This window comes from Micromonospora sp. CPCC 205539 (genome assembly GCF_036906815.1).
Taxonomy (GTDB): domain Bacteria; phylum Actinomycetota; class Actinomycetes; order Mycobacteriales; family Micromonosporaceae; genus Micromonospora.
Genome location: NZ_JBAKHW010000021.1, coordinates 72,842 through 96,791 on the forward strand (window position 1 = coordinate 72,842; position 23,950 = coordinate 96,791).

General features: G+C 71.0%; 25 protein-coding genes. 8 read left to right on the forward strand and 17 right to left on the reverse strand.

Translation table 11 applies throughout. The annotated features are described in order from the left end of the window. Positions 1-82: 82 nt before the first annotated feature. A complete protein-coding gene (locus tag V6V47_RS19815; RefSeq protein ID WP_334629773.1) occupies positions 83-781 on the forward strand; it encodes a TetR/AcrR family transcriptional regulator in 699 nt (232 codons plus the stop codon). A 9-nt stretch (positions 782-790) separates the two neighbouring features. On the opposite strand, the gene V6V47_RS19820 is transcribed toward V6V47_RS19815, so the two are convergent. The 7 genes from V6V47_RS19820 to V6V47_RS19850 all read right to left on the reverse strand — a co-directional run bounded on the left by V6V47_RS19820 (position 791) and on the right by V6V47_RS19850 (position 7,841). After that, on the reverse strand, positions 791-2,392 hold the full coding sequence (locus V6V47_RS19820) for a hypothetical protein (protein ID WP_334629774.1): 1,602 nt from the start codon (positions 2,390-2,392) through the stop codon (positions 791-793). A gap of 68 nt (positions 2,393-2,460) precedes the next feature. Further along, complete coding sequence (locus tag V6V47_RS19825; RefSeq protein ID WP_334629775.1) at positions 2,461-3,429, reverse strand: NAD(P)/FAD-dependent oxidoreductase; 969 nt, start codon at positions 3,427-3,429, stop codon at positions 2,461-2,463. A 106-nt stretch (positions 3,430-3,535) separates the two neighbouring features. Further along, positions 3,536-4,189 (reverse strand): rhomboid family intramembrane serine protease, encoded by a 654-nt coding sequence (locus V6V47_RS19830; protein ID WP_334629776.1) that lies wholly within the window; start codon positions 4,187-4,189, stop codon positions 3,536-3,538. Positions 4,190-4,301: 112 nt separating this feature from the next. Next, on the reverse strand, positions 4,302-4,979 hold the full coding sequence (locus V6V47_RS19835; protein ID WP_334629777.1) for a lytic transglycosylase domain-containing protein: 678 nt from the start codon (positions 4,977-4,979) through the stop codon (positions 4,302-4,304). Between the two features lie 276 nt (positions 4,980-5,255). Then, the gene (locus V6V47_RS19840) at positions 5,256-6,671 is read right to left on the reverse strand and encodes a PhoH family protein (RefSeq protein WP_334629778.1); all 1,416 of its coding nucleotides are present in this window, start codon (positions 6,669-6,671) and stop codon (positions 5,256-5,258) included. Positions 6,672-7,081: 410 nt separating this feature from the next. Beyond that, complete coding sequence (locus V6V47_RS19845) at positions 7,082-7,435, reverse strand: hypothetical protein (RefSeq protein WP_334629779.1); 354 nt, start codon at positions 7,433-7,435, stop codon at positions 7,082-7,084. 31 nt (positions 7,436-7,466) lie between these two features. Beyond that, positions 7,467-7,841, reverse strand: a complete 375-nt coding sequence (locus V6V47_RS19850) for a hypothetical protein (RefSeq protein WP_334629780.1) — start codon at positions 7,839-7,841, stop codon at positions 7,467-7,469. Positions 7,842-8,105: 264 nt separating this feature from the next. Between V6V47_RS19850 and V6V47_RS19855 the strand changes: the two genes are divergently transcribed. From V6V47_RS19855 to otsB, 3 genes are all read left to right on the forward strand, one after another. Then, positions 8,106-8,549 carry an XRE family transcriptional regulator gene (locus tag V6V47_RS19855; protein WP_089021730.1) on the forward strand — a complete coding sequence of 148 codons (444 nt, stop codon included), beginning with the start codon at positions 8,106-8,108 and terminating at the stop codon, positions 8,547-8,549. A 162-nt stretch (positions 8,550-8,711) separates the two neighbouring features. Next, positions 8,712-9,065 (forward strand): hypothetical protein, encoded by a 354-nt coding sequence (locus V6V47_RS19860; protein ID WP_334629781.1) that lies wholly within the window; start codon positions 8,712-8,714, stop codon positions 9,063-9,065. Positions 9,066-9,132: 67 nt separating this feature from the next. Continuing rightward, positions 9,133-9,957, forward strand: a complete 825-nt coding sequence (gene otsB, locus V6V47_RS19865; RefSeq protein ID WP_334629782.1) for a trehalose-phosphatase — start codon at positions 9,133-9,135, stop codon at positions 9,955-9,957. 47 nt (positions 9,958-10,004) lie between these two features. On the opposite strand, the gene V6V47_RS19870 is transcribed toward otsB, so the two are convergent. The 4 genes from V6V47_RS19870 to V6V47_RS19885 form a co-directional block, all read right to left on the reverse strand. Next, on the reverse strand, positions 10,005-10,775 hold the full coding sequence (locus V6V47_RS19870; protein WP_334629783.1) for an isoprenyl transferase: 771 nt from the start codon (positions 10,773-10,775) through the stop codon (positions 10,005-10,007). A gap of 31 nt (positions 10,776-10,806) precedes the next feature. Beyond that, on the reverse strand, positions 10,807-11,949 hold the full coding sequence (locus tag V6V47_RS19875) for an NAD(P)/FAD-dependent oxidoreductase (protein WP_334629784.1): 1,143 nt from the start codon (positions 11,947-11,949) through the stop codon (positions 10,807-10,809). Between the two features lie 219 nt (positions 11,950-12,168). After that, positions 12,169-13,032 carry a hypothetical protein gene (locus tag V6V47_RS19880; protein ID WP_334629785.1) on the reverse strand — a complete coding sequence of 288 codons (864 nt, stop codon included), beginning with the start codon at positions 13,030-13,032 and terminating at the stop codon, positions 12,169-12,171. A 37-nt stretch (positions 13,033-13,069) separates the two neighbouring features. Further along, positions 13,070-14,914, reverse strand: a complete 1,845-nt coding sequence (locus V6V47_RS19885; RefSeq protein ID WP_334629786.1) for a phosphoenolpyruvate carboxykinase (GTP) — start codon at positions 14,912-14,914, stop codon at positions 13,070-13,072. Positions 14,915-15,308: 394 nt separating this feature from the next. Here V6V47_RS19885 and V6V47_RS19890 point away from each other — a divergent pair, with 394 nt between their 5' ends. From V6V47_RS19890 to V6V47_RS19900, 3 genes are all read left to right on the forward strand, one after another. Further along, positions 15,309-15,845, forward strand: coding sequence for a GtrA family protein (locus V6V47_RS19890; protein WP_442934269.1), 537 nt, complete (start codon positions 15,309-15,311; stop codon positions 15,843-15,845). A 63-nt stretch (positions 15,846-15,908) separates the two neighbouring features. Next, complete coding sequence (locus tag V6V47_RS19895; RefSeq protein WP_334629841.1) at positions 15,909-16,622, forward strand: GtrA family protein; 714 nt, start codon at positions 15,909-15,911, stop codon at positions 16,620-16,622. Continuing rightward, entirely contained in the window at positions 16,619-17,149 is a 531-nt protein-coding gene (locus V6V47_RS19900; RefSeq protein ID WP_334629787.1) for a MaoC/PaaZ C-terminal domain-containing protein, read from the forward strand. The genes V6V47_RS19895 and V6V47_RS19900 overlap by 4 nt, the downstream gene beginning before the upstream one ends. Before the next feature lie 55 nt (positions 17,150-17,204). On the opposite strand, the gene V6V47_RS19905 is transcribed toward V6V47_RS19900, so the two are convergent. Both V6V47_RS19905 and V6V47_RS19910 read right to left on the reverse strand, forming a co-directional pair. Further along, positions 17,205-17,777 carry a PH domain-containing protein gene (locus V6V47_RS19905; RefSeq protein ID WP_334629788.1) on the reverse strand — a complete coding sequence of 191 codons (573 nt, stop codon included), beginning with the start codon at positions 17,775-17,777 and terminating at the stop codon, positions 17,205-17,207. A 137-nt stretch (positions 17,778-17,914) separates the two neighbouring features. Beyond that, complete coding sequence (locus V6V47_RS19910) at positions 17,915-18,790, reverse strand: biotin--[acetyl-CoA-carboxylase] ligase (RefSeq protein ID WP_334629789.1); 876 nt, start codon at positions 18,788-18,790, stop codon at positions 17,915-17,917. A gap of 84 nt (positions 18,791-18,874) precedes the next feature. Here V6V47_RS19910 and V6V47_RS19915 point away from each other — a divergent pair, with 84 nt between their 5' ends. Continuing rightward, complete coding sequence (locus V6V47_RS19915; RefSeq protein WP_334629790.1) at positions 18,875-20,458, forward strand: acyl-CoA carboxylase subunit beta; 1,584 nt, start codon at positions 18,875-18,877, stop codon at positions 20,456-20,458. Positions 20,459-20,613: 155 nt separating this feature from the next. On the opposite strand, the gene V6V47_RS19920 is transcribed toward V6V47_RS19915, so the two are convergent. From V6V47_RS19920 to V6V47_RS19935, 4 genes are all read right to left on the reverse strand, one after another. Then, positions 20,614-21,462: a hypothetical protein gene (locus V6V47_RS19920; RefSeq protein WP_334629792.1), complete on the reverse strand. Its 849-nt coding sequence runs from the start codon at positions 21,460-21,462 to the stop codon at positions 20,614-20,616. Next, the gene (locus V6V47_RS19925) at positions 21,455-21,955 is read right to left on the reverse strand and encodes a SigE family RNA polymerase sigma factor (protein WP_334629793.1); all 501 of its coding nucleotides are present in this window, start codon (positions 21,953-21,955) and stop codon (positions 21,455-21,457) included. Before V6V47_RS19925 ends, V6V47_RS19920 begins: the two co-directional genes overlap by 8 nt. A 62-nt stretch (positions 21,956-22,017) precedes the next feature. Next, on the reverse strand, positions 22,018-23,001 hold the full coding sequence (locus V6V47_RS19930) for a ketopantoate reductase family protein (protein ID WP_334629794.1): 984 nt from the start codon (positions 22,999-23,001) through the stop codon (positions 22,018-22,020). 23 nt (positions 23,002-23,024) lie between these two features. Continuing rightward, on the reverse strand, positions 23,025-23,768 hold the full coding sequence (locus V6V47_RS19935) for a M50 family metallopeptidase (RefSeq protein ID WP_334629795.1): 744 nt from the start codon (positions 23,766-23,768) through the stop codon (positions 23,025-23,027). Between the last annotated feature and the right edge of the window lie 182 nt (positions 23,769-23,950).

Genomic DNA, 23,950 nt, shown 5'->3' on the forward strand with positions numbered 1-23,950 from the left:
GGTACGAATCGAGAGCAGTGCTCTCGGCTGCCTCCCCAGCATGGCCCCGGATTGGCGCTCCGAAACGTGGCAGAGTGGTCCCATGCCCGCCCCCTCGATCCGCGCCCGCGTCCGCGCCGAGATGCTCGACGAGATCAAAGCGGTGGCCCTAAGGCATCTCGCCACCGACGGCGCCAACCTGTCTCTGCGGGCGGTGGCGCGGGACATGGGCATGGTCTCGTCGGCCATCTACCGCTACTTCCCCAGCCGGGACGACCTGCTCACCGCGCTGATCATCGAGGCGTACGACGCACTCGGCGAAGCGGTGGAGGCGGCCGCCGACGACCCCGACCTGCACGACCTACGCGCCCGCTGGATGGCGGCGTGCCGGGCGGCCCGGGGCTGGGCGCTCGCCCACCCCGCCGAGTACGCGCTGCTCTACGGCAGCCCGGTCCCCGGCTACGCCGCCCCGGACGACACCGTCGGCCCGGCCCAACGCCCCCCGCTGACCCTGGTCGGCCTGCTCCGCGACGGGCTGGCCGCGGGCCTGCTCAGCCCGCCGCCCGCCGGTGAGCTGACCGCGTCGCTGCACGACGACCTGACCGACCTGGCCGACGTCTTCTTCCCCGGGCTGCCGCCGGCCCTGCTGGCGAGGGGCATGGCCGGCTGGACCCAGCTCTTCGGGCTGATCAGTTTCGAGCTGTTCGGTCGACTCAACCGGACCATCGAGCACCGGGACGAGTACTTCGACCACCAGGTCGGACTGCTGGCCGACCTGATCGGCCTGCCCCCACCGCGGTGATCGCAACGGTCAGCCCGGCGGCGCCGGTGCCGTCGGCGGTGGATAGGGCGGATCGCCCCTTGGCGGGACGGGGTCCGGCGCTCGCGCGGCCCGCCACGCCAACACGAGACCTGGCACTGTTGCCGCCCCGGCCAGCAGCAACGCTGCCCGGCTATCCGGCGGTCTGCCGAACAACCAGCCGGTCAGCGGCAGGCCAACGAGGAGCAGGGTGAGCACGAACGCACCGAACCAACGAGCGGTCCACCGGTAGGTCGCATCCTTGCGCCACGCGACGACCAGCAGCGTGAACGCGGCCACCGCACCCAGCGGCAGCACGAATATCAGCACATCCAGCACAGTGCCGAAGTCGTCGTCGCGGGGCCAGGTCTTCGTCAACAGCACCCCGACGGCGAGTAGGGCCAGCCCACCGGCAAGGCCCCACCCAAGGCTGCCGCCCCGACGGCGGACGTGCAGGTGAGCGGCGACGACGGTGACCAGGAACCCGAGGGTGAGCGCCACCGCGACAGCGAGCAGCACGTCGGTCCGCCGCTGACCCGGCCCGCCATCGTTCGACACGGGCGGCCCCTCCCACAGCATGGCGCGGCCTTGAGCGGCCTCGCCTGGGAAGCCGTCACGCCGCCACTGACCGTCCGGTAGCCGGCGCACGAAGCCATCCCGGCCGTTCGCGACCAACACTCCGTGGCCACCGTTGGCGGTGGGGTAGACGATCAGCTCGCGGGAGGCGAAGTGCCGGTCGAGGTCACCCGGGCTCGAGTATTGACGGGCCAGTTTCTCCCGCTGCCCGTCGGACAGCTCCCAGGCCACCCGCCAACTCGCGCCGGCGTCGTCACTCTGCTCGACCCGTAGGTGGCCGACAACCACCCGGTAGCACCGCCGGGGCTCGGCCGCCACGCACGCCTGCCGGTACGACGTATCCGAGCCGGACAGTCGCCGCTGCTCACCATCGGTGGCGACCCGCCACGTGGTCGCTCCGTCGGTGCTGACCGTCCAGTGCCCGTCCGCCCGGCTGCCCGGCCAGTCCCGGGGGTTGTAGCCGTAGTCGATCGAGATTGCCGGCTGCTCGTCGAGCAGGGTGGCACCGACGGCGTAGGGGTAGTAGACCGCGCTGGTCGCCGTCACCGCCACCAGCGCCGGTGGCAGCACCACCAGCAGCCGGACGGTCCGCTCCAGCCGGTAACGCAACGGGCCCTGCCGGGCCCGCGTCCAGGTCCACCAGGCCAGGGCGAGTGCCGGCAGGACGAGCAGGTCAGTGCGGTCGGCCAGGACCAGCGACGGGCCGGCCGACGCGCTCCAGGCCGAGGACGCGAGCTCAGCGGCGTACCCGCTGGATTTGACGAGCGTGAACCCGGCGCCCACCGCGACCAGCCCGGCCACGACGGCGGCCCGGGCCGGCAGCCGCGGCACCAGGAGGGTCAGCAGCACCGCGACCAGCGGCGGCGTGAGGAGCAGGCCGGCGATGTCGCTCAACTTGCCGGTCAGTGGACCGGGGAAGGCCTGCTTCAGCAGATGGTCGTTGACCAGCAGCAGGACCAGAGCGAGCAGGGTGATCGGAGAGCAGAGCCAGGCCAACGTCGAGGGGGAACCGGCCCGCTGTACCTGGGGAACATTCACGCACCCAGGCTCCCGGGCCCGCGTCTCGGCACGGACTCAAGCCGGTCCGCATCCGGTATCGGCGATCGTCAACCGGCGTCGGAGGAGTGCCCGGGGAACAGGTGGGCGGTCGGATCGATGGCCACCGCCGCGTTGTTGACCGCCGTCGCGGCCTCACCGAAGCCCGTCGCGATCAGCCGGACCTTGCCCGGATATTCGGTGATGTCACCGGCCGCGAAGACCCGGGGCAGGTTCGTCGCCATCGCGCTGTCCACCAGGATGTGCCGGCGGTCCAGCCGCAGCCCCCACTCGGCGAGCGGGCCCAGGTCGGCGGTGAAGCCGAGCGCGGCGACCACGGTGTCCACCGGCAGCGTCTCGGTCGCGCCGCCACGTACGGTCACCTCGGCGCCGGTCACCGTGCCGTCCCCGAGCAGGCGGGTGACCTCGGCGTTGACCACCACCCGAACGGGCAACGCCAGCACCCGCGCGACTGTCGAGGCGTGCGCCCGGAACTTCTCCCTCCGGTGCACCAGGGTCACCGAGCGGGCGAGCGGGTGCAGCGCCAACGCCCAGTCGAAGGCGGAGTCGCCGCCGCCGACGATCAGCACGTCCCGGTCGGCCAGCTCGGCCGGCTCGGTGACGAAGTAGATGATCCCGGCACCCGGTGCCCCGTCGGCGCAGGGCAGCGGACGAGGGCTGAAGCTGCCCAGGCCACCGGTGACGACGACCGCGCCGCAGGCGAGCTGCGCGCCGTCGGCCAGGCCGAGCACCGGCCGGCCGTCGGCGTACGAGAGCTTCTCCGCCCGCATGCCGAGCAGGTAGAGCGGATTGAACGGGGCCGCCTGGGCGACCAGGTTGGCCACCAGATCGCGGCCCTTGACGGCGGGGAAGCCGGCCACGTCCAGGATCAGCTTCTCCGGGTACATGGCGGTGACCTGTCCGCCCGCCTCGGGTAGCGCGTCGATCACCGCGACCGACAGCCCCCGGAACCCGGCGTAGTACGCGGCGAAGAGACCGACCGGGCCGGCCCCGATCACGGCGACATCGATCTCACGCATGGCGTACCGTCGCTTTCCGCTCACGGATTAACGCGTGCTGATCACGACGGTAGGCTGGTGGCAGCGGTCCGGCAAGGACGTGCAAGGGGCGCGCCGAGGCTTTCCCTCAGGGCAGGCTCAACGTGGACCCGGAGTAGTCGGGGCCATCGACGACCGGCCGGCGACGACGGAACAGGATCGCGGCCACCACCCCGCCGAGCAACCCGAACAGGTGCCCCTGCCAGGAGATCCGCTCGTCGGTGGGGAGGATGCCGACCAGTTGCCAGCCGTAGAGCAGGCCGACCAGCAGGAAGACCGCGAAGTTCCACCAGCTGCGTTCGACGATGCCCCGGGTGAGCAGGATGCCCAGGTAGCCGAAGATCACCCCGCTGGCGCCGACCACCACCGAGTTGGGCGAGCCGGTGAACCACACGCCGAGACCGCTGACCAGGATGATGACCAGCGTCGACCAGAGGAACCGGCGGGCGCCGGCGGCCAGCACGAAGGTGCCCAGCAGGATCAGCGGGATGCTGTTGCTGTAGAGGTGGTCGAAGCCGTGGTGCAGGAACGGCGAGAAGAAGACCCCGTCCAGCCCGTCGATGCGGTGCGGAATGATGCCGGCGGTGGCGTCCAGACCGAACTCGAGCCCCTGGTCGACAGCCTCGATGAGAAAGAGGAACGGGACCACCGCGCACATCGCTACGAAGGCCCGGCCGAGCGCGGCGTAGAACGCCTCGGTGCCGAACCGGAAGGGGTCGCCGCTTCCAGGCTGGAGGGTCACCCCCCAACTGCTATCAGCAAACCGAGCTGACCGCCACTCGCATCCCGCCCGAACCCCCGGTACGCGCGACGGCGGGGCAGGTGGTCGCCCACCTGCCCCGCCATCAGAACCGTCAGTAGTGGCCGTTGTTCTGGAAGTAGCGCCAAGCCCCGCAGGGTGTGTCGTACTTGCCCTTGATGTAGCCCAACCCCCACTTGATCTGGGTGGCCGGGCTCGTCCGCCAGTCGCTGGCGACACTGCCCATCTTGCTGCCGGGCAGGGCCTGCGGAATCCCGTAGGCACCGGACGAGGAGTTGTTGGCCTTGTGGTTCCAGCCGCTCTCCTTGGTCCAGAGCTTCTCCAGGCAGGGGAACTCGGCGATGCCGAAACCCTTCTCCAGCATCAACGCGCAACCGATCTCCCGATTACCGCTGTACTCCTGGCAGGACTTCGGGATCGGCCCGTCGTACGGCTTGGTGGGCACGTTGGCGGTCTCGCGGTCGCGTTTGCGGGACGCCGCCGCGGCCTCGGCCTTGCGGGCCCGCTCGGCGGCTTCCTTGGCCGCCGCCGCCGCTCGCAGCTTGGCCTGGTACTCGGCGGCCCGCTGCTTGGCGAACTTGACCTGGTGGGCGGCCTGACGCTCCCGCTGGTAGGCGAGATCGGCACGGTCGACCTCGAGGCCGACCTGCGCGGTCAGGCCCTGTTGCTGGGTTTCCCGGTCTTCGCCCAGGTAGAAGCCACCGGCAACGCCCACGGAGAGCAGCGCGACAGCGGCCGTACGGGCACCCAACCGGCTCCACAGCCGACTCACGAAGTGGTCCCTTCGTCGGGGGCAAGGACACGACCCGGCGCCGGCCACACGAGGCCGCCAGCCGTGCCGCGAGCGCCCCGACCGGTACCGGTCGCACCGACCACCGACCCGCGCCGATGCCCGCCCGTCCCAGGACGAACGATCACCAACGATGTCTGGTGGTGCGTGAGCGCTCGTGGGACACCATCGCGCACAGTGAGTCGGTTGGGAAACCAACGGGCGTGTTTGTGACCTGCACCACAAAGAGAATGCGGACGAAACCCCCCATAAGTATGCTCAGAGCGGTATGTCCTCCAACAGATCCGTCACCATGGCGGCGATCGGCGACCGCTCCGAACGGCTGAGCGTGACGTGGGCGAAGAGCGGATGGCCCTTCAGCGCCTCGATGACCGCGGTCACCCCGTCGTGCCGGCCGACCCGCAGATTGTCGCGCTGGGCCACGTCGTGGGTGAGCACCACCCGGGAGCCCTGCCCGATCCGGGACAGCACGGTCAGCAACACCCCCCGCTCCAACGACTGGGCCTCGTCCACGATCACGAAGGCGTCGTGCAGGCTGCGGCCGCGGATGTGGGTCAGCGGCAGCACCTCGAGGATGCCCCGCGAGGTGACCTCCTCCAGCACGTTCTCGTGCACCACGGCGCCGAGGGTGTCGAAGACCGCCTGGGCCCACGGCGACATCTTCTCCGACTCCGAACCGGGCAGGTAGCCCAGCTCCTGGCCGCCGACGGCGTACAGCGGGCGGAAAACGATCACCTTCTTGTGCCGGCGGCGCTCCATGACCGCCTCCAGCCCGGCGCAGAGCGCCAACGCCGACTTGCCGGTGCCGGCCCGGCCGCCCAGTGAGACGATCCCGATCGACTCGTCGAGCAGCAGGTCGAGGGCGACCCGCTGCTCGGCCGAGCGGCCGTGCAGCCCGAACGCCTCCCGATCGCCCCGGACCAGGCGGACCGACTTGTCCGGCAGCACCCGCCCGAGTGCGGAGCCGCGCGTCGAGTGCAGCACCAGGCCGGTGTGGCAGGGCAGCCCCGCCGCCTCGTCGAGGTCGAGCGACTCTCCCGCGTACAGCTTGCCGATCTGCTCCTCGCCCAACTCCAACTCGGACATGCCGGTCCAGGTGGGGTCGCTGGCCTGGCCGTGCCGGTACTCGTCGGCCCGCAGGCCCACCGAGGCGGCCTTGACGCGCAGTGGCATGTCCTTGCTGACCAGGGTGACCTCCCGACCCTCGCCGGCGAGGTTGAGCGCCACGGAGAGGATGCGGGCGTCGTTGCTCTCGGTGCGGAAACCGGGCGGCAGCACCCCGTCATCGGTGTGGTTGAGCTCGACCCGCAACGTGCCACCGGCGTCGTTGGCCGGCACCGGTCGATCCAGCCGGCCGTGCTGGATCCGCAGCTCGTCGAGCATGCGCAACGACTGCCGGGCGAACCAGCCCAACTCCGGATGGTGCCGCTTTCCCTCCAGCTCGGTGATCACCACCAGTGGCAGCACCACCTCGTGCTCGGCGAACCGGTGGAACGCCGCCGGGTCGGAGAGCAGCACGGAGGTGTCCAGGACGAAGGCCTGGCCGGCTGGTCGGGGCTCCTTGGCGTCGGCCGGCGCCGCGGCCGCCGTACGGCGGCTCCGGGTGGCGCGGCGAGTCGTGGCAGACGCGGCCGGGGTCTGGTCGGCACCGGCGGTGGTACGGCGAGTCGTCACAGGCCTGCTCCGACGGATGGGCACCCGGCCACCCGTGTTCCGCCTCGTCCGGTGCCCGGAGACACGGGGTCGGATGCGGGCCCCATGCGCGAGGTCGCAGGTCCGGGCGGACCGGTTGGCTCGGGAGAACCCCGTGCCATGCCTAGACGCTAGCGGCGGCGGACCGTCCCGGCTAGAGGTCGATCGTGGATCTTCGAAGTCACCCACGTGAACAGGTACGCGCCAGGAACACCACGCCCCCGAAGGAGCGGCGGGCCCGGCCGGGATGCATGCCCCCTGCGCGCATCCCGGCCGGTGGGACCACCGTCACCGGTCTGACGTGGCCCCGACGGTGCGTGTCCGCCGCGGACGTCGCACCGTGCTCGGGTGGCCGGTCGACGGAACCGCGTCCAGCGGCCCGCCGACCGGCCTCAACCGGTTCGTCGCACGAGCGTGCCGGTTGGGTGCCGCCCGGTGATCGGGGCGGCCGGCGCGGTGAACGACGAGCCGGTATAGGTCGTGCCGGGTCGGGCCACGGTGGCGGGGCGGGTCACGGTGCCGGCGGAACGGACGACGCCCGCCGTCGAGACCGAGAGTGCGGACGCGATCGCGGCCTGGGCGTCGCGGCGTCGTCGGTTCCAGGCGCCCCGGTCGCCGTCGAAGTAGCCCTGCCGGTAGCCGAAGCGGTAGCCGATGCGGTAGCTGAGCTGGCCGTGCAGCCGGCCCGCCGCATAGCTGGTCGCCCCGAGCACCAGGACGAGGAAGACCGCGAGGAACGGGCTCATCGGGCGGCTCCGAACCGCCCCGGGGACCCGGTCATCGCTCCTCCGGCTCGACCGTGGTGGGCTCGACCGTCGTGGGCTGAACCGTCGTGGGATCCGCGACCAGCAGTCGGTCCAGGTCGTCGGTGCTGACCTCCTCGACCAGCTCGACGCTGATCCGGCAGCCGTCCAGCACGACCTCGGCGACCGAGGACCGACGGATCTCGCCGCCGGCGTCGTACACCCGGACACTGAGTTCCGGGCAGCCGAGATGGGTACGCCAGGCGTTCCACTCGGCGCGGTCGCCGACGCTCAGCGACAGGTAGCGGCAGCCTCGGGCGAGGTAGAGCCGCCATGGGGCACTCAGCCCTGCGGCGACCCCCTCGGCGATCAGCCCGAAGGCCTGGCCACGGGTGGCGAGTTCGGTCACCACACCCCCCTGGCTCCGGGGTGGTGACGCATGTGAGCAACAGTCGTCTCATGCACGTGACACACCGTAGGTTGTCCCATGAGCGTGACAGTATCAGCTTTTCGTACGTTTACCGCGGCCTCTAAAGGCATCTATTCTGCCCGCGTGAGACCCCTCCACAACGGCACTGGATCGTTTACCGGAAATCCGAATGAATCGTCACGTCTACGTGACAGTGGCGTGCCAGGGCCCCCATCAACGACTGAGTGGCCGTACCGTCACGGGGTGACCGAGACGGCCAATGCGCGGAAGATCGCCTTCGCCACCTTCGTCCGGCGCGCGCTCGACGAGGCTCGAGCGACCCGCGCCTGGAGTGGCACCGAGGTGTCCCGACGCACGGGCGTCTCCCGACAGACCATCAACCGCTGGGTCCGCGGCGACTGGGCCAGCGATCCCGAAGCCGAGCGCGTCGTCGCGTTCTGCGAGGGCCTGGGCCTGAACCCGGCCGCGGCGTTCGCCGCGCTCGGCTGGGACCGCACCGCGGCCGGCCCGCGCGCCGGTCAACCAGCCCCGCCGATGGACCCGGACGTGGAGGCGCTACTGCGCCGTCTGGTCGATCCCAACGTGTCGGACGCGGAGAAGTTCCACATCCGCGAAACGATTAGATACCTCGCATATCGCCCAACGCTGCCGGTCGATGTCCGAAAAAGAGGCAATCAGGCCGGCTAGTTCCTCAGATGGCGAAAGAACGGCTGATCAGGTTCATTCGTTTGGCTCCGGGGCCGGAACGAGCAGACTAGCGTCCCTATTCGTACTGCTTGGGCTCGTCGTCGGCGGGGGGACGGGACAAGGCCGAACCCAGCCCTGCGGGACAGAAGGAGGGGTCTGTCCATGACCCTGAAGTGGTTGGCAGTCGTGGTCGCCACGGTGTCGATGACATTGTGGGCGACCGGCAACATCGTGACCCTCGCGGTCAACGGCGGGCAGCTGCCGCTGCTCGTCAACCTTTTCGTGCTCACCACCGCCGGCACCGCCGTCATCCTGGCTGTCGTGGCCGAGCTGCACGAACGACTCAACAACCGGCTCAGCGCGCTCACCGAGTTCCTGGTCGCCCGGCTCAACGAGATCGAGCACCACACCGGAGATCGCAACACCGGCTTCGTGGAGGGCTATCTCCTGAGCCATGGCCAGGAGGCGGCGGTCGTGCCGTTCGGGCGTCGCGGACGGGGAGCCGCCGAACGCTGACCGCGCGCCACCGAGCGGGTCCACTCGGCCAGGATTGAGCCTCCAAAGCCGGGGTACGCTGACGCGCGTGCCGCCGTTGAATCTAGGCAATCAGCAGCCTCGGACCCCGTTGAACGCCGACCAGGCATGGCGGATAACCGCCGGCCGGGCAGCCGGGACCGTGCTCTTCTTCGACTTCGACGGCACGCTCGCGCCCGTCGACGACGACCCGACCGCGGTCTGGCCGGCCCCGAAGGTGCTGGCCGCGATCGAGGCGCTGGCGCTGGTGGTGCAGCGGGTCGCGATCGTCTCCGCCCGACCGGTGGAGTTCCTCCGGGACCGCCTCGGCGGCCTGACCGGGGTAGACCTCTACGGCCTCTACGGGCTGGAGCACAGCCACTCCGGTGGCGAGACCGTCACCGAGCCGGCCGCGCTGCCCTGGGTGCCGACCATGGCGGAGCTCGCCGACCTGGCCAGGGCGGAGCTGCCGCCCGGCAGTCTGGTCGAGTTCAAGCGGCTCTCGGTCGCGCTGCACTGGCGTACCGCGCCGCAGCTCGGTGCGACCGTCCAGCAGTGGGGGCAGGCGCAGGCCGACCGGCTGGGGCTGCGGGTGCAGGCCGGGCGGATGGTGCTGGAGCTCAAGCCGCCGGTCGACCGGGACAAGGGCATGGTCATCGGCGAGGTGATCCGCGACGCCACCGGCGCCTGGTACTTCGGCGACGACGTCTCGGACATCAAGGCGTTCGCCGCGCTGCGCGCCCGGGCCGCCGCCGACCCGGACTTCCTCGACGTCTGCGTCGCGGTGGCCAATCCGGAGACCGGCCACGAGGTGGCCAACGCCGCCGACCTGACGATCGAGTCTCCGGCCGCCCTGGGCGACTTTCTCACCCGGGCGCTCACGCACCTGCCCTGAACGGGCCCGTCCACTGAGCGCGCAGTCGCCCCGACGGGCGCTGCCGCTCAGACGCCGTAGCGGCGCTGACGGGTGGCGTACGAGCGCAGTGCCCGCAGGAAGTCGATATGCCGGAAATCCGGCCAGTTGAGCTCGCAGAAGTAGAACTCCGAGTGCGCGGACTGCCAGAGCATGAAGCCGGACAGGCGCTGCTCGCCGCTGGTGCGGATGACCAGGTCAGGGTCGGGCTGACCGCGGGTGTAGAGGTGTTCCGCGATGTGCTCGACGTCCAGCACCTCGGCCAACTCCTCGATGGTGCCGCCGGTGGCGGCGTGCTCCAGGAGCAGCGACCGGACCGCGTCGGTGATCTCGCGCCGACCGCCGTAGCCCACCGCGATGTTGACCTCCGCGCCGCCGCTGCGCTCCCGGGTGCGTTCCTCGGCACCCTTGAGCGCCGCCGCGGTCTGCGCCGGCAGCAGGTCGAGCGCCCCGACGATGCGCAGCCGCCAGGGGTTGCCCTCCTCGGCGAGCTCGACCACCAGGTCCTCAATGATCTTGAGGAGCGGATCAAGCTCGCTGGCCGGTCGGCGCAGGTTGTCGGTGGCCAGCAGGTAGAGGGTGACGTGCCCGACACCGGCCTGGTCGCACCAACCGAGAAGATGCTTGATCTTGGCAGCGCCGACCCGGTGCCCGTCGTTCGGGTCGAGGAAGCCCATTTCCTTCGCCCACCTGCGGTTTCCGTCGCACATGACCCCGACGTGCCGGGGCACCGGCTTACCCGCGAGCTTCGCCGTGAGCCGGCGCTCGTACACGGAGTAGATAAGATTCCGCAGCGTCATCACCTAGCAGCGTAGCGACCCACCGGACGGATCACCGCCGGGGAGCCCGATCCCCGACGGGCAGTCCGATGCCGATCATGGTCAAGGTACGGGCGGTGAGCCGCCCGTCGCCCAGCCCCAACTCGACCACGTCGTCGAATACCCGGTCGTCCCGACGCGCTGCACGGACCGCCGCGTCGACCACCCGTCGACGCCGCGCCAGCCAGGCCGCCACCGAGCTGTGGCGCAGGTGGGTGCCGAGGCGACGACGGAGGGCGCCGGCGTAACGGCGGGCGGCACCCTCGGGCGATCGGGCCGCCGCTTCCCCGGCCAACGCGCCGGAGAGCAGCGCGTAGAAGATGCCCTCCCCGGTGAACGGATTGATCAGCGACAACGCGTCCCCCGCCAGCAGGGTGCGGCCCCGCCCCGGAGCTGGCCGGTGCGTGGACAGCGGCAGGTGGTGGGCGCGCAGCGCGGTCACCGTCGCCGGGTCGGTGCGCGGCAGCAGCGCGGCCAGCCGGTCCAACAGGTACGCCCGGCTCAGCGGCTCGCCGCGCAGCACCTCCCCGTACCCCACGTTCGCCCGGCCGTCGCCGATCGGAAACGACCAGGCGTACGCCGGCCAGCGCGCCTGCGAGGTGACGATGAGCTGCTCGGGCGGCCCGGGCAGTGCCGGCGCGTACCCCCGGATGGCCAGCGCCAGGTGCCGGTCGGGGTTCGCCGGGTGGCCGAGCGCCCGCCGCACCACCGACGCCGCGCCGTCCGCGCCCACCACGACCCGGCCGGACAGCTCCCCGTCGAGCACCACCCGGTCGACGCGCGGCTCGACCCGGCGGACGGTGTGCCGGCGTAGCTGCGCGCCCGCGGCCACCGCGGCCGCCACCAGCCGCGCGTCGAAGACCTCCCGGGGCACGGTGTACGCGGGACGGGGCAGCGCCCGGGCCACCGCACCGCCACCCGGGGCGACCAGGCGCAGCGCGGGCAGCGGGGCGTAGCCCGCCACCGCCTCGGTCACTCCCAACTCGGCGAGCACATCCACCGAATGCGCGGCGATGCCATCGCCGCACGCCTTGTCCCGGGGGAAGTCGGCCCGGTCCAGCAGCAGCACGCTGGCACCTGCCCGTCGGGCCGTCAGCGCGGCCGCCGCCCCGGCCGGCCCCGCGCCGACCACCACCACGTCGAACTCGTCGCTCACCGGACGTCTCCCTCCGACTGGCACCGACGCGGCCGTCCTCCGGCCCCGCCCGACGATCCGCCTGCGCCGGTCGACGCCGACCGCTGTGACGGACGCCACCGCCATCCTGCCCCCTGCCCGGCCGAGCCGACCGGAACCACGGGGCCCGAATTGCAAACGACCGCCTCGACGCCCGGCGGTGCGGGTCCGGGGCAGTGGGACAGACCGTGCGGGCGTCGGTCAGGCCGGGGCCGGGGCGGCGGTGTCGGCGCGAGCCGCGCGCCAGAGTCCGTACATCGTCAGGGCGGCTGCCGCGAGCAGTGGGCCGCCGTCGCGGACCAGGCCGTCCACGCCCAGCAGCCACCAGCAGAGCGGCAGGTCGACGGCGAGCACGGCCGCCGTGACGACGATCAACAGGCCACGCGCCCAGCGTTTGCCGCGCATCAGGAACGCGGTGCAGAACAGCACCGCGTAGCTCGCCGCGATGCCCGCGCCGAACCAGAACAGCACGGCCGGCACAGCGGCCAACCGACCGTCCAGGATGGAGCCGCCGGCCACCAGCGCCGGCACCAGCATCAGCGGGCTGTAGGTGAAGGAGGCCACCCGACTGGTCAACAACCAACCGCTGACCTGGGGGCGACGCGGCGGGGTCTCCCGCCAGGAGACGCCGGCCCGGTCGATGACCAGCCGGGGCCGGTGCCGGACCAGGTGCCCGGCCAGGGCCGACGAGCGGTAGAGCAGCAGGACCACCGCCGCACAGAGCGCGGTCAACGCCGCGAAGCCCAGCAACCCGGGCAGCGGTGGCATCCCCTGCCGGGGCACGATCAACCGCCCGACGGCGAAGATCGTGGTGACCGCGAGGATCAGCCCGAACGGGCGGGCCACCGTCCGGCCCCGCCGCACGTGCCCGATCAGCAGGAGGAAGCCGAACGAGCGCAGCATCGCCCAGCCGGTGCGGACCGCCAGCCCGAAGCCCTGCTCCGGGGCGTACCACCAGTTGAGCAGCTCGACCACGACGGTCGCCGCGGCGGTCGTCGCGAGCAGGATGGTGAGCACCCGGACGGCGGACGGCCGCCGAACCTCGGTCTCGGCGGCCGTCCTCATGGGATCCGGTGATGCCCGCGCTGGGCGGGGTTCACACCTAGCGTTGCGGCTGCGCGGCGTCCAGGCGGGCCCGCAGCGCGTCCAGTTCGGCCCAGAGCACGCCGGGCAGCTTGTCACCGAACTTCTCGAACCACTCGGTGACCAGCGGCAGCTCGTTGCGCCACTCGTCCGGGTCGACCTTGAGCGCGATCCGGACGTCCTCCGGGGTCATGTCCAGACCCTCGACGTCCAGCGCGTCCGGGGCCGGGACCATGCCGACCGGGGTCTCCACCGCGTCGGCGCGACCCTCGAGCCGCTCGACGACCCACTTGAGCACCCGGGAGTTCTCGCCGAAGCCCGGCCAGAGGAAGGAGCCCTCCGGGTCCTTGCGGAACCAGTTGACGTAGTAGATCTTCGGCAGCTTCGCCTCGTCGCCGTCGGTGCCCTTGCCCATCTCGATCCAGTGCCGGAAGTAGTCACCGGCGTTGTAGCCGATGAACGGCAGCATCGCCATCGGGTCACGGCGGACCACGCCGACCGCGCCGGAGGCGGCGGCGGTGGTCTCCGACGAGAGCGTCGCACCCATGTAGACGCCGTGCACCCAGTCGCGGGCCTCGGTGACCAGCGGGATGGTGTCCCGACGGCGGCCACCGAAGAGGATCGCGTCGATCGGCACGCCGTTCGGGTCGAAGTACTCGTCGGCGAGGATCGGGCACTGGGTGATCGGGGTGCAGAACCGGCTGTTCGCGTGCGAGGAGAGGCTGTCGCTCTCCGGCGTCCAGTCGTTGCCCTTCCAGTCGATCAGGTGCGCCGGCGGCTCACCCATTCCCTCCCACCAGATGTCACCGTCGTCGGTGAGGCCCACGTTGGTGAAGATGGAGTTGCCCCGGTCCAGCGTGCGCATCGCGTTGGCGTTGGTCTTCCAGTCGGTGCCGGGTGCGACGCCGAACAGGCCGTACTCCGGGTTGACCGCGTACAGCCGGCCGTCCGGGCCGAACCGCATCCAGGCGATGTCGTCGCCGATGGTCTCGACCTTCCAGCCGGGGATGGTCGGCTCCACCATGGCCAGGTTGGTCTTGCCGCAGGCGGACGGGAAGGCGCCAGCGATGTGGTGGACGCGCCCCTCCGGTGAGGTGATCTTCAGGATCAGCATGTGCTCGGCGAGCCAGCCCTCGTCCCGGCCCATCACGCTGGCGATCCGCAGCGAGTAGCACTTCTTGCCCAGCAGCGAGTTTCCGCCGTAGCCGGAGCCGTAGGACCAGATCTCCCGGGTCTCCGGGAAATGCGAGATGTACTTCGTCTCGTTGGCCGGCCAGGGGACGTCCTGCTGGCCGGGCGCGAGCGGAGCGCCGATCGAGTGCAGCGCGTGCACGAAGTTCGCGTCGTCACCCATCGCCTCGAGGACCTTGGCGCCCATCCGGGTCATGATGCGCATCGAGGCGACCACGTACGGGCTGTCGGTGACCTCGACGCCGAACATCGGGCTCTCCGCTTCGACCGGACCCATGACGAACGGAATGACGTACATGGTGCGACCGCGCATCGAGCCGCGGTACAGCTCGGTCATCGTCCGCTTCATCTCGGCTGGCGCCATCCAGTTGTTGGTGGGGCCGGCGTCCGCCTCGTCGACAGAGCAGATGAAGGTGCGCTCCTCGACCCGGGCGACGTCCGTCGGGTCGGTGCGGGCATAGAAGGAGTTGGGCTTCTTCTCGGGGTTGAGCCGGATCAAGGTGCCGGCCTCGACCAGCTCGTCGGTGAGGCGACGCCACTCCTCGTCGGACCCGTCCACCCAGACGACCCGGTCGGGGGTGGTCAGTTCTGCGACCTCACGGACCCAGGCGAGCAGTTTGGGGTGGGACGTCGGGGCCTGATCAATACCCCGAACAACAGCCGGAGCAACCATGACACATCTCCTTGTGGTCGACGCTGACCGATCTATGGGATGCACGAGTCTCGACGTCGCGATGCGGCGCCTTCGTGGAAACCTGGGATTGGGCTCAGCGTAAACCGGGCGGCCTGCGGAGTCAGTGGGACTGGTTGTGAAGAACTGCACAAGCTACGGTCACGCTGCGGCATCACGATCTGATACCCGCTTTTCTGCGCAGTTTCACGCAAATCATGTTGTGCACCCCCGGCGAACGCGTGTGCGGTGGGGCCACGGACCGGCCCCGCCGACCGATCCGTGGATTCCCGTTCCGGGGCGCGTCACTCCTCCCCGTTAGTTACGCTGCGTGCAACGGCCGTTGCTACCCCGCGCGCGTGTCATCAGCCGGTAGGCTCGGCCCGTGGCCGAGACGATGACCGGGGAGCAACCGGGTTCCCGGCAGACCCGACCGGGTCTGGTTGGCGCGCTGATCGACCGCTTCGGTCACCTCGTCCGCGAGCTGAGCAAGTTCGCCACGGTGGGCGGCATCGCCTTCCTCATCGACTTCGCGCTCTTCAACTACCTGACGAGCGCGCGCGGCGTCGAAGAGCTGACGGCCAAGACGATCTCCACCATCCTGGCGGCCACTGTCGCCTTCGTCGGCAACCGCTTCTGGACGTGGCGACACCGTCTACGGAGCAACCCGGCGCGCGAGTACGCGCTGTTCTTCTTCTTCAACGCGGTCGGCCTCGGCATCGCGGTGGCCTGCCTCGCGATCAGCCGCTACGGGCTGGGCAGCATCTGGCCGGCCGTGTTCCAGACGCGGCTGGCCGACAACGTCTCCAGCTTCATCGTCGGCACGGGCCTCGGCACGCTGTTCCGATTCTGGTCGTACCGGCGGTTCGTCTTCATCGAAGCGGGAACCCCGATCGTTCCGCAGGTGAAGCACGACCGAGACCACCGGGCGTGACCTGCCGCCCACCACGTCCGGCCGGTGATCGCCGGCCTCTCCGACTGCCTTAAGGTGTTCCGCATGCGTCTTGTCCGTCTGCTGCCTGAGCGCTGGCAGAAGTTCATCCACGAGGCGCTCAAATTCGGCATCGTCGGCGGCATCAACACCGTCATCAATTACGTGGTGTTCAATGTCCTTGCACTCACCGTCTTCCACGACGGTCAGTTGAAGGCCACCGTGATCGCGACCATCGTGGCCACGATCACGTCGTATCTAATGAATCGCCACTGGACGTACCGGGATCGCCCGAAATCGGCGCTTCGCCGCGAATACATCCTATTTTTCCTGTTCAACGGTGCTGGCCTGCTCATCGAGCTGGGAGCCGTGGCTGCGGCCAAGTACGGATTTGGCGTGACCGGCCTGCTGGCGCTGAACGTGGCCAAGACCGGCGGCGTCCTGCTGGCCACCCTGTTCCGGTTCTGGTCGTACCGGACCTTCGTCTTCCAACCCGTCGAGCCGGCCGAGCCCGAGCCGAGCTGGCACGACATCCCGCGTGACGAGTGGGACAACCTGGCCGAGATGGACCCGGTGGCCGAACTGGCCGAGACGGTCTCCGAGCTGGAGGAAGACGAGCTGGCGGAGGAGCATCCGCCGCCCGCCGCACGCCCGCCAGGTGTGAACGGCACGCCAGCTCAGGGGCGGCAGGCGCCGTTGAACGACATGACGGCCGACCTGGACGCGGAACTCGCCGCGGAGCTGCACACCGCCGCCACCCGCCGCGCGCCCCGCCGGTGATTCCACCCACCACGCGCTCCGGCACCGGAGGCACCGCCGAACTGTTCTTCGAAGACCTCGTGCCCGGGCTCACCGTCGACCTCGGCGTGGTGACCGTGGACGGCGACGAGATGGTCGCGTTCGCCCGCCGCTTCGACCCGCAGTGGTATCACGTCGACCCGGAACTGGCCGAGGCGAGCCCGCACGGCGGGCTGATCGCCAGCGGCTTCTACACGGTCAGCCTGTTCATGCGGGCGTACGTCGACCATCTGTTGTCCCGGGCGGCGGCGGACGCCTCCCCCGGCCTGGAGGAGCTGCGCTGGCTCGCCCCGGTACGCGCCGGGGACCGACTCGCCGTACGGGTCGACGTGATGGGCGCACGGCCCTCCACCGCCCGACCGGGTCTCGGCACCGCCAGCCTGACCGGCACCATGCTCCGCCTCGGCGCGGACGACCGGCCCGAGCAGGAGGTGCTGCGGCTCCGCTTCCGTGGCTGGTTCGCCCTGCGCCCGACCGAGCTCCCTGCCGAGACCGAGTCACCGGACTGAGCTCCCCCGCTCCGCCCCAGCGCGGTGGCCGAGACGGTCGCGGGGGCCAGCGAGATCAGCTCGTGGTGTCGCGCAGCGGCTTGCCCTCGCGCATGTCGGCGAGGATGTCGCGCATCTCCCCGTCGCCCAGCGAGTGCTTGTCCTGCTGCGCCTCGACCAGCTCGTACAGGCGGGTCTGCACCTTGCCGACCGACGGCACGTCCTCGAGCACCGACTGGCCGCGCTCGCCTGCGGACTCGATGGTGAGCGTGCCGCAGCCGAGCATCCGCTCGAGGAAACGCTGGTTCATGGAATGGTCGTTGATCCGGGTGAGCGGGATGTCCCGCCGATCCCGGGAGAAGACACCCTTCTGGAGCAGCACCCGCTCGTTGGTGAACAGGTAGTGGGTGGTGCGCCAGATCAAGAACGGCCGCAGCCCGAGCCAGACCACCGCGATCAGGGCGATCAGCCCGATCACCGCCAGCCCGATCGAGCCACCGCTGGTCTCGGGCAGCAGGAGTACGCCGACCACCACCGCGGCGATGGCCAGCACCAGCACCGCGATCGGCCGGATCAGCGCCTTCCAGTGCGGGTGCAGGTGCAACACGACGTGCTCGTCTTCAGTGAGCACGTCTTCGGGGAAAGCCACGGCAACCTCCAACGCAGAAACAGACGCGCTGACCGTAAACCCCCCAGCTCCCCCCACAACATCCGCCACGCGGCCCGACCACACACTTAGTGATCTTGCAACCCGCTGGTAATCCCAGCTCCCGCCGCGAGCACGGATCAGCGCAGGTGGAGGACGTCACCGGCGGCCAGTGCACGATCACCGGCGGCGGTGGTGACCAAAAGCTGACCGTCGGGGTCGACCCCGGTGGCGGTGCCGGTCAGGTCGTCGCCACCGGGCAGCAGGACCCGCACCTCGCGGCCGACCGTGGAGCAGGCCGCCAGGTAGGCGTCGCGCAGGCCACTGGCCACCGCGTCTCCACCGGCGGCACGCCAGCGGTCGTACCAGTCGGCGATCCCGCGCAGCAGCGCCCGCAGCAGCGGATCCCGGTCGGTGGCCGTCGCGCCGGCCAGTTGCAGCGAGGTCGCCGGCAGCCCGGTGGGATTCACTGGCAGCTCGTCGGCGCGCAGCGTCACGTTGAGCCCGATGCCCAGCACGATGGCTGGCGGCTGGGCCGGCGAACGCCCAGGCACCGCTTCGGCCAGCACACCCGCGCACTTGGCGTCACCGATCAGCAGGTCGTTGGGCCACTTCAGGGTGGCCTCCAGCTCGGCCAGGCGGGCCACCGCCTCGACCAGCGCGACGCCGGCCAGCAACGGCAGCCACCCGTACCCCGTGGGCGGCGCTGGCGACCAGCCGCGGCCCGGCAGGGCCTCGCCGGGCCGCAGCAGCACACTGGTGGCGATGCCGGCCCGCGGCGGCGACTGCCACACCCGCCCGCGACGGCCGCGCCCAGCGGTCTGCCGCTCGGCGACCACGACCAGGCCCTCCGGTTCGCCGGCCTCGGCCGCCTCGGCCACGTCGGCGTTCGTGGAGCCGGTCTCGGCGCGCAGTTCCAACCGGGCCCACGGGCCGTGCGGGGCGACCAGCGCACGCCGCAGCCGGGCCGCCGACAACGGCGGGCGGTCAAGGTCGGAGTACGGGGAGCCCGGCATCCCGTCAGCCTACGGCGGTGATCGCAGCCGCACTGAGGTGTACTGCACAGCCGCGTCGACCTGAACCATCGTTATATTCCCTGGGTGACTACCGAGACCGGGATCAACATCCACAGCACCGCGGGCAAGCTGGCGGACCTGGAGCGCCGGGTTGACGAGGCGGTGCACGCCGGATCGGCGCGCGCGGTCGAGAAGCAGCACGCGCGGGGCAAGAAGACGGCCCGCGAGCGGATCGAACTGCTGCTCGACGAGGGCTCCTTCGTCGAGCTGGACGAGCTGGCCCGGCACCGGTCGACGGCCTTCGGGTTGGAGAAGAACCGCCCGTACGGCGACGGCGTGGTCACCGGCTACGGCACCGTGGACGGCCGGCAGGTCTGCGTCTTCGCACAGGACTTCACGGTCTTCGGCGGTTCGCTCGGTGAGGTCTTCGGCGCGAAGATCGTCAAGCTGATGGACCTGGCCATGAAGATCGGCTGCCCGGTGGTCGGCATCAACGACTCCGGCGGGGCGCGCATCCAGGAGGGTGTGGTCTCGCTCGGCCTCTACGGCGAGATCTTCTTCCGCAACGTTCGGGCCTCCGGCGTCGTCCCGCAGATCTCGCTGGTCATGGGGCCCTGCGCCGGCGGCGCGGTCTACTCCCCGGCGGTCACCGACTTCACCGTGATGGTCGACCAGACCTCGCACATGTTCATCACCGGTCCGGACGTGATCAAGACGGTGACCGGCGAGGACGTCGGCATGGAGGAGCTGGGCGGGGCCCGTACGCACAACACGCGCAGCGGCAACGCGCACTACCTCGCCACCGACGAGGAGGACGCGGTCGACTACGTCAAGGCGCTGCTGTCGTACCTGCCGTCGAACAACCTCGACGAGCCGGTGGTCCTGGAGGCCACCGCCGACCTCGCCATCAGCGACGACGACCGGGAGCTGGACACGCTGATCCCGGACTCCGCCAACCAGCCGTACGACATGCACACCGTCCTCGAGCACGTCCTCGACGACGGGGAGTTCCTCGAGGTCCAGCCGCTCTACGCGCAGAACATCGTCGTCGGCTACGGCCGGGTCGAGGGGCGCCCGGTCGGCGTGGTCGCCAACCAGCCGATGCACTTCGCCGGCACCCTGGACATCGCCGCCTCGGAGAAGGCCGCGCGGTTCGTCCGCACCTGCGACGCGTTCAACATCCCGGTGCTGACCTTCGTGGACGTACCCGGCTTCCTGCCCGGCACCGGCCAGGAGTGGGACGGCATCATCCGCCGGGGCGCCAAGCTCATCTACGCGTACGCCGAGGCGACCGTCCCCAAGGTCACCGTGATCACCCGCAAGGCCTACGGCGGGGCGTACGACGTGATGGGCTCGAAGCACCTCGGCGCGGACCTGAACTTCGCCTGGCCGACCGCGCAGATCGCGGTGATGGGCGCGCAGGGCGCGGTGAACATCCTCTACCGCTCCGAGTTGGCCGGCGCCGAGGACCCGGCGGCGGTGCGCGCCGAGAAGATCGCCGAGTACGAGGACACCCTGGCCAACCCGTACGTGGCGGCCGAGCGGGGGTACGTCGACTCGGTGATCGCGCCGCACGAGACGCGGACCCAGATCGTCCGGGCGCTCCGCGTTCTCCGCACCAAGCGCGAAACCCTTCCGCCGAAGAAGCACGGCAACATTCCGCTCTGACCTTCACCCGCCCTTGGCCTCGCCGCCTCGCGCGAACTGCGCGCCGCTTGCGCGCGCCGCGTCCTTGATCCGCGCAACTTCGGGAAAACTGCTGCCTCCGGCCGCCGCGAGGCAGCAACATCCCTGAAGTTGTGCGGATCAGGACCGACTCACGGTCAGCAGGGCGGGTTGGCGGCCAGGCACATGCGACGGGCCGCCACCGCGGCGATCCGGCTCAGGTCGCGCTCGGTGCCTTGCCGGCCCAGACTCAGCACCGCGATCAGGTCACCCACCCTGACCACGGCCGTGCTGGTCGGTGCGGGCGCGCCCCCAATGGCCTTACCGGTCTTCTGGTCGCGTGGTGGCGACACCGTGTGGCGCAGCAGGGCCGCCCCGTCGCCGGCAAAGTCCCGCTGGACCACCGTCCAGCGGTGCACCGCCTCTCCGGTGCCCGACACTCCCGCCACCTCGTACGGTCCGACGCTGCGCCACTCGGCGCAGGGTGCCAGCAACCGGTCGAGGTCGGTGAAGAACGCGTCCGCCGCCTCGGGGGTCACCCGATACAGGTCCTGGCTGAGCAGCACGTCGTTGGAGGTGCCGACGTCGCCTGCGGGGCGTACCCGTAGGAGGGTCTGCGACCTTGACCACCGGGATGCCTGCCATACCGGCAGCATTCCCTGGCTTGATCGGCAGTAGCCCAGCACATCGTCGAGGCGGAGCGACTCCCGCAGCCCGGACTCGCTGAGTGCCATCTGCGCGGGCTGCGGCAGGTCGGCGGGTTGCAACAGCGAGTCGGCCGTGATCTCACCACGGACAGGTGCGGTCAGCGAGGGCGGCGCTGACTCTCGCTCGGCTGAGACGAGGGTGAACGCGGAAACCCCTGCCAGCGTCAACACCACCGTCGCCGCCACAGCGGTCCGTCGGCGGCGCCGCCGCGCTCGGGCCCGGATCTCCTGCGGCTCGGGCCACCGTACGTCCGACAGGTCCCGGTGGATGCGTTCGACGATCATCAGCTCGTCACGCATCGGTTGCCTCCTCAAGGTCAGAGACGGCGAGCAGCCCGGCGAGCGCGGTGCGCCCTCGGGAGAGCCTGGCCTTCACCGTGCCGACCGGGGCGGCGGTCTCCCGCGCCACCTCGGCGACCGGCATACCGACCAGGTAGTACAGGGCGATCGCGGTGCGTTGCTCCTCGGGCAGACGACGCAGCGCGGCCACCACCTCGACGGTGTCGGTGCCCGGACCGGGAACGGTCTCGGTGGCGCCGTGCCGCAGGTACGCGCGAGCACGGCTGCGCAGACTCCGCCACCGGCTGACCGCGATCCGGCTGGCCACCACCCGCACCCACGCCTCCGGCTCGTCGTACCGGCTGACCATCGACCAGCGCTGCCACGCCCGGATGTACGCCTCCTGCACGGCGTCCTGCGCCTCACCCCGGTCACCGGTGAGCGCGTAGACGAAACCGAGCAGCCGTTGCCGGCTCGCGCGGTAGAACTCGTCGAATCCGTCGACGTCCGGCACCCGCTACCTCCCCGTGTCGGTCGCAGGGAACACGCGCCAGGTGGGGCCGCCGGTTGCCGCGGTCAGGGAATCATCTTCTCCACGTCGGCGAGCGGAAACCCGCCGGCCGGGATCCGGTCCCGGGCAGCCCGGCGTACCGCCCGTTGCACGGCCACGTTGACCGGCGTCGGTACGCCGTGCAGCCGACCGAGCAGCGCGATCTCCCCGTTCAGGTGGTCGACCTCGGTGGAGCCGACGCCCCGGGCGAGGCTCTGCCAGGTGGAGCCACCGGAGCGCTCCTCACCCCGGACCGGGCGCTGCTGGACCAGGTCGCCACGTTCGGCCGCCTCCTCCTCCGACGAGGTGTACGCGATGCCCGCGCCGGTGAACGCGGCGACAGCTTCCGCACGTACCCGCTCGAACAGCTCCTCCGGGAAATCCCGGCCGAGCAGCGCCTGGAGGCCGTTGCCGACGTTGTTGAGCAGCTTGCCGTACTTCCAGCGCATGACATCCGGGCGGATCGGCGCGACGAACCCGGCCGCGGTCAGGTCGGCGGCGATCGCTTGGTCGGTGTCGTCGGCGCCGCTCGGGTACCGCCCGATGTGCAGCATCCCCGGGTGCGGGTGACCGTTGGCCACCACCACGCCCGGGTCCAGGTGGGTGGCCGGCAGCCAGACGCAGACCGGGTGCACGTCGGCGAAGAGCCGCAGCGCGACCCGCTCGTTCGCCACCCCGTTCTGCGCGGTGACCAGCGGGAGCCGCTCCCCCGCCGTACCGCCGCCCGCCACCGGCGCGTCCACCCACGTGGCGAGCGCCCCCTCGGTGTCCTGCGACTTCACGGTGAGGACCAGCACCGTGTCGGCGGGCAGCGGCTCGTCACCGGGGCCGTCCACGGCGGCGAGCCGAGCGGTGACCTCCCCGTCGGGCTGGCGCAGGGTCAGACCCCGGGCGCGGATCGCGTCCAGGTGCGGCCCGCGCGCCACCAGGGTCACGTCGTGACCGGCCTCGGCCAGCCGTACGCCGATGGTCCCGCCGACCGCGCCGGCCCCGATGATCACGTATCGCATGGCCTCATTCTGCCCGCCCCCGGTCAGACCGTCAGGCCTGCGTCGGTGAGGATCGGGCCGGCCAGGAGCAGCGCGCCGGCGACGAGCGCGACCAGGTTGACCAGGGCGAAGACCGTGACCCAGAAGAACGCCGGGAACGGGGTCAGGCCGGCCAGCTGATCGGCGTCGGAGGCGGGCATCCGGCCGCGCGAGCGGAGCTGCTGCAGCTCCACCACCGGCCGCACCCCGCCGAGCAGCAGGAACCACACCCCGGTGTACGCGAACGCGGCCTGCACCTGCGGAGTGGCGTACCAGGAGACGGCGAGCACCAGCGCGCCGGTGACCAGCAACGACACGACGCCGAAGACGTTGCGGATCATGACCAGCATGGCGAGCAACAACGCCACGGCGACCCAGAGCAGCAGGGTGATCCGGTTGCCGCCGAGCAGCCAGGCACCGGCCAGCCCGACCAGCGGCGGAGCGACGTAGCCGGCGAGCAGGGTGAGGATCATGCCGGGCCCGGTGGGCCGACCCGCCGAGAGCGTCAACCCGCTGGTGTCCGAGTGCAGCCGGATGCCCCGCAGCTTGCGGCCGGTGAGCAGAGCCACCAGCGCGTGTCCACCCTCATGCGCAATGGTGATCGCGTTGCGGGCGATCCGCCAGGGCAGCCGGGTGGCGACCACGAGCAGCGCGACCGCCGCGGTGATCAGCACCAGCAGCGGGGGCGGGTCCGGCTGTGCGCCGAACAGCGTGTCCCACAGGTCGCCCAGCCCGTCGATCGACATCATGGGGCGCGAGCCTACCGGCGGCGTTCCGGTGTCGGTCCCGGGCCATCGGCTCATGTTGTTGGGGACTGATCGGGTGGCGAGCGGAGCGGGAGGTGACCGTCGGTGAGTGCGGAATCCCTGCACCACCACGCCGAGCCGTTTCGCTGGCAGCTCGACCCGGCCACCCTGCGCTGATCGGTTTC

Bases quoted from the DNA above. Each gene is read 5' to 3' on its own strand.
- V6V47_RS19935 (WP_334629795.1), bottom strand. From the start codon at position 23,768: ATGATGTCGATCGACGGGCTGGGCGACCTGTGGGACACGCTGTTCGGC.
- V6V47_RS19845 (WP_334629779.1), bottom strand. From the start codon at position 7,435: ATGAGCCCGTTCCTCGCGGTCTTCCTCGTCCTGGTGCTCGGGGCGACC.
- V6V47_RS19860 (WP_334629781.1), top strand. From the start codon at position 8,712: ATGACCCTGAAGTGGTTGGCAGTCGTGGTCGCCACGGTGTCGATGACA.
- V6V47_RS19920 (WP_334629792.1), bottom strand. From the start codon at position 21,462: ATGCGTGACGAGCTGATGATCGTCGAACGCATCCACCGGGACCTGTCG.
- V6V47_RS19825 (WP_334629775.1), bottom strand. From the start codon at position 3,429: ATGCGTGAGATCGATGTCGCCGTGATCGGGGCCGGCCCGGTCGGTCTC.
- V6V47_RS19930 (WP_334629794.1), bottom strand. From the start codon at position 23,001: ATGCGATACGTGATCATCGGGGCCGGCGCGGTCGGCGGGACCATCGGC.
- V6V47_RS19910 (WP_334629789.1), bottom strand. From the start codon at position 18,790: ATGCCGGGCTCCCCGTACTCCGACCTTGACCGCCCGCCGTTGTCGGCG.
- V6V47_RS19880 (WP_334629785.1), bottom strand. From the start codon at position 13,032: ATGAGGACGGCCGCCGAGACCGAGGTTCGGCGGCCGTCCGCCGTCCGG.
- V6V47_RS19885 (WP_334629786.1), bottom strand. From the start codon at position 14,914: ATGGTTGCTCCGGCTGTTGTTCGGGGTATTGATCAGGCCCCGACGTCC.
- V6V47_RS19870 (WP_334629783.1), bottom strand. From the start codon at position 10,775: ATGACGCTGCGGAATCTTATCTACTCCGTGTACGAGCGCCGGCTCACG.
- V6V47_RS19890 (WP_442934269.1), top strand. From the start codon at position 15,309: ATGACCGGGGAGCAACCGGGTTCCCGGCAGACCCGACCGGGTCTGGTT.
- V6V47_RS19815 (WP_334629773.1), top strand. From the start codon at position 83: ATGCCCGCCCCCTCGATCCGCGCCCGCGTCCGCGCCGAGATGCTCGAC.
- V6V47_RS19895 (WP_334629841.1), top strand. From the start codon at position 15,909: ATGCGTCTTGTCCGTCTGCTGCCTGAGCGCTGGCAGAAGTTCATCCAC.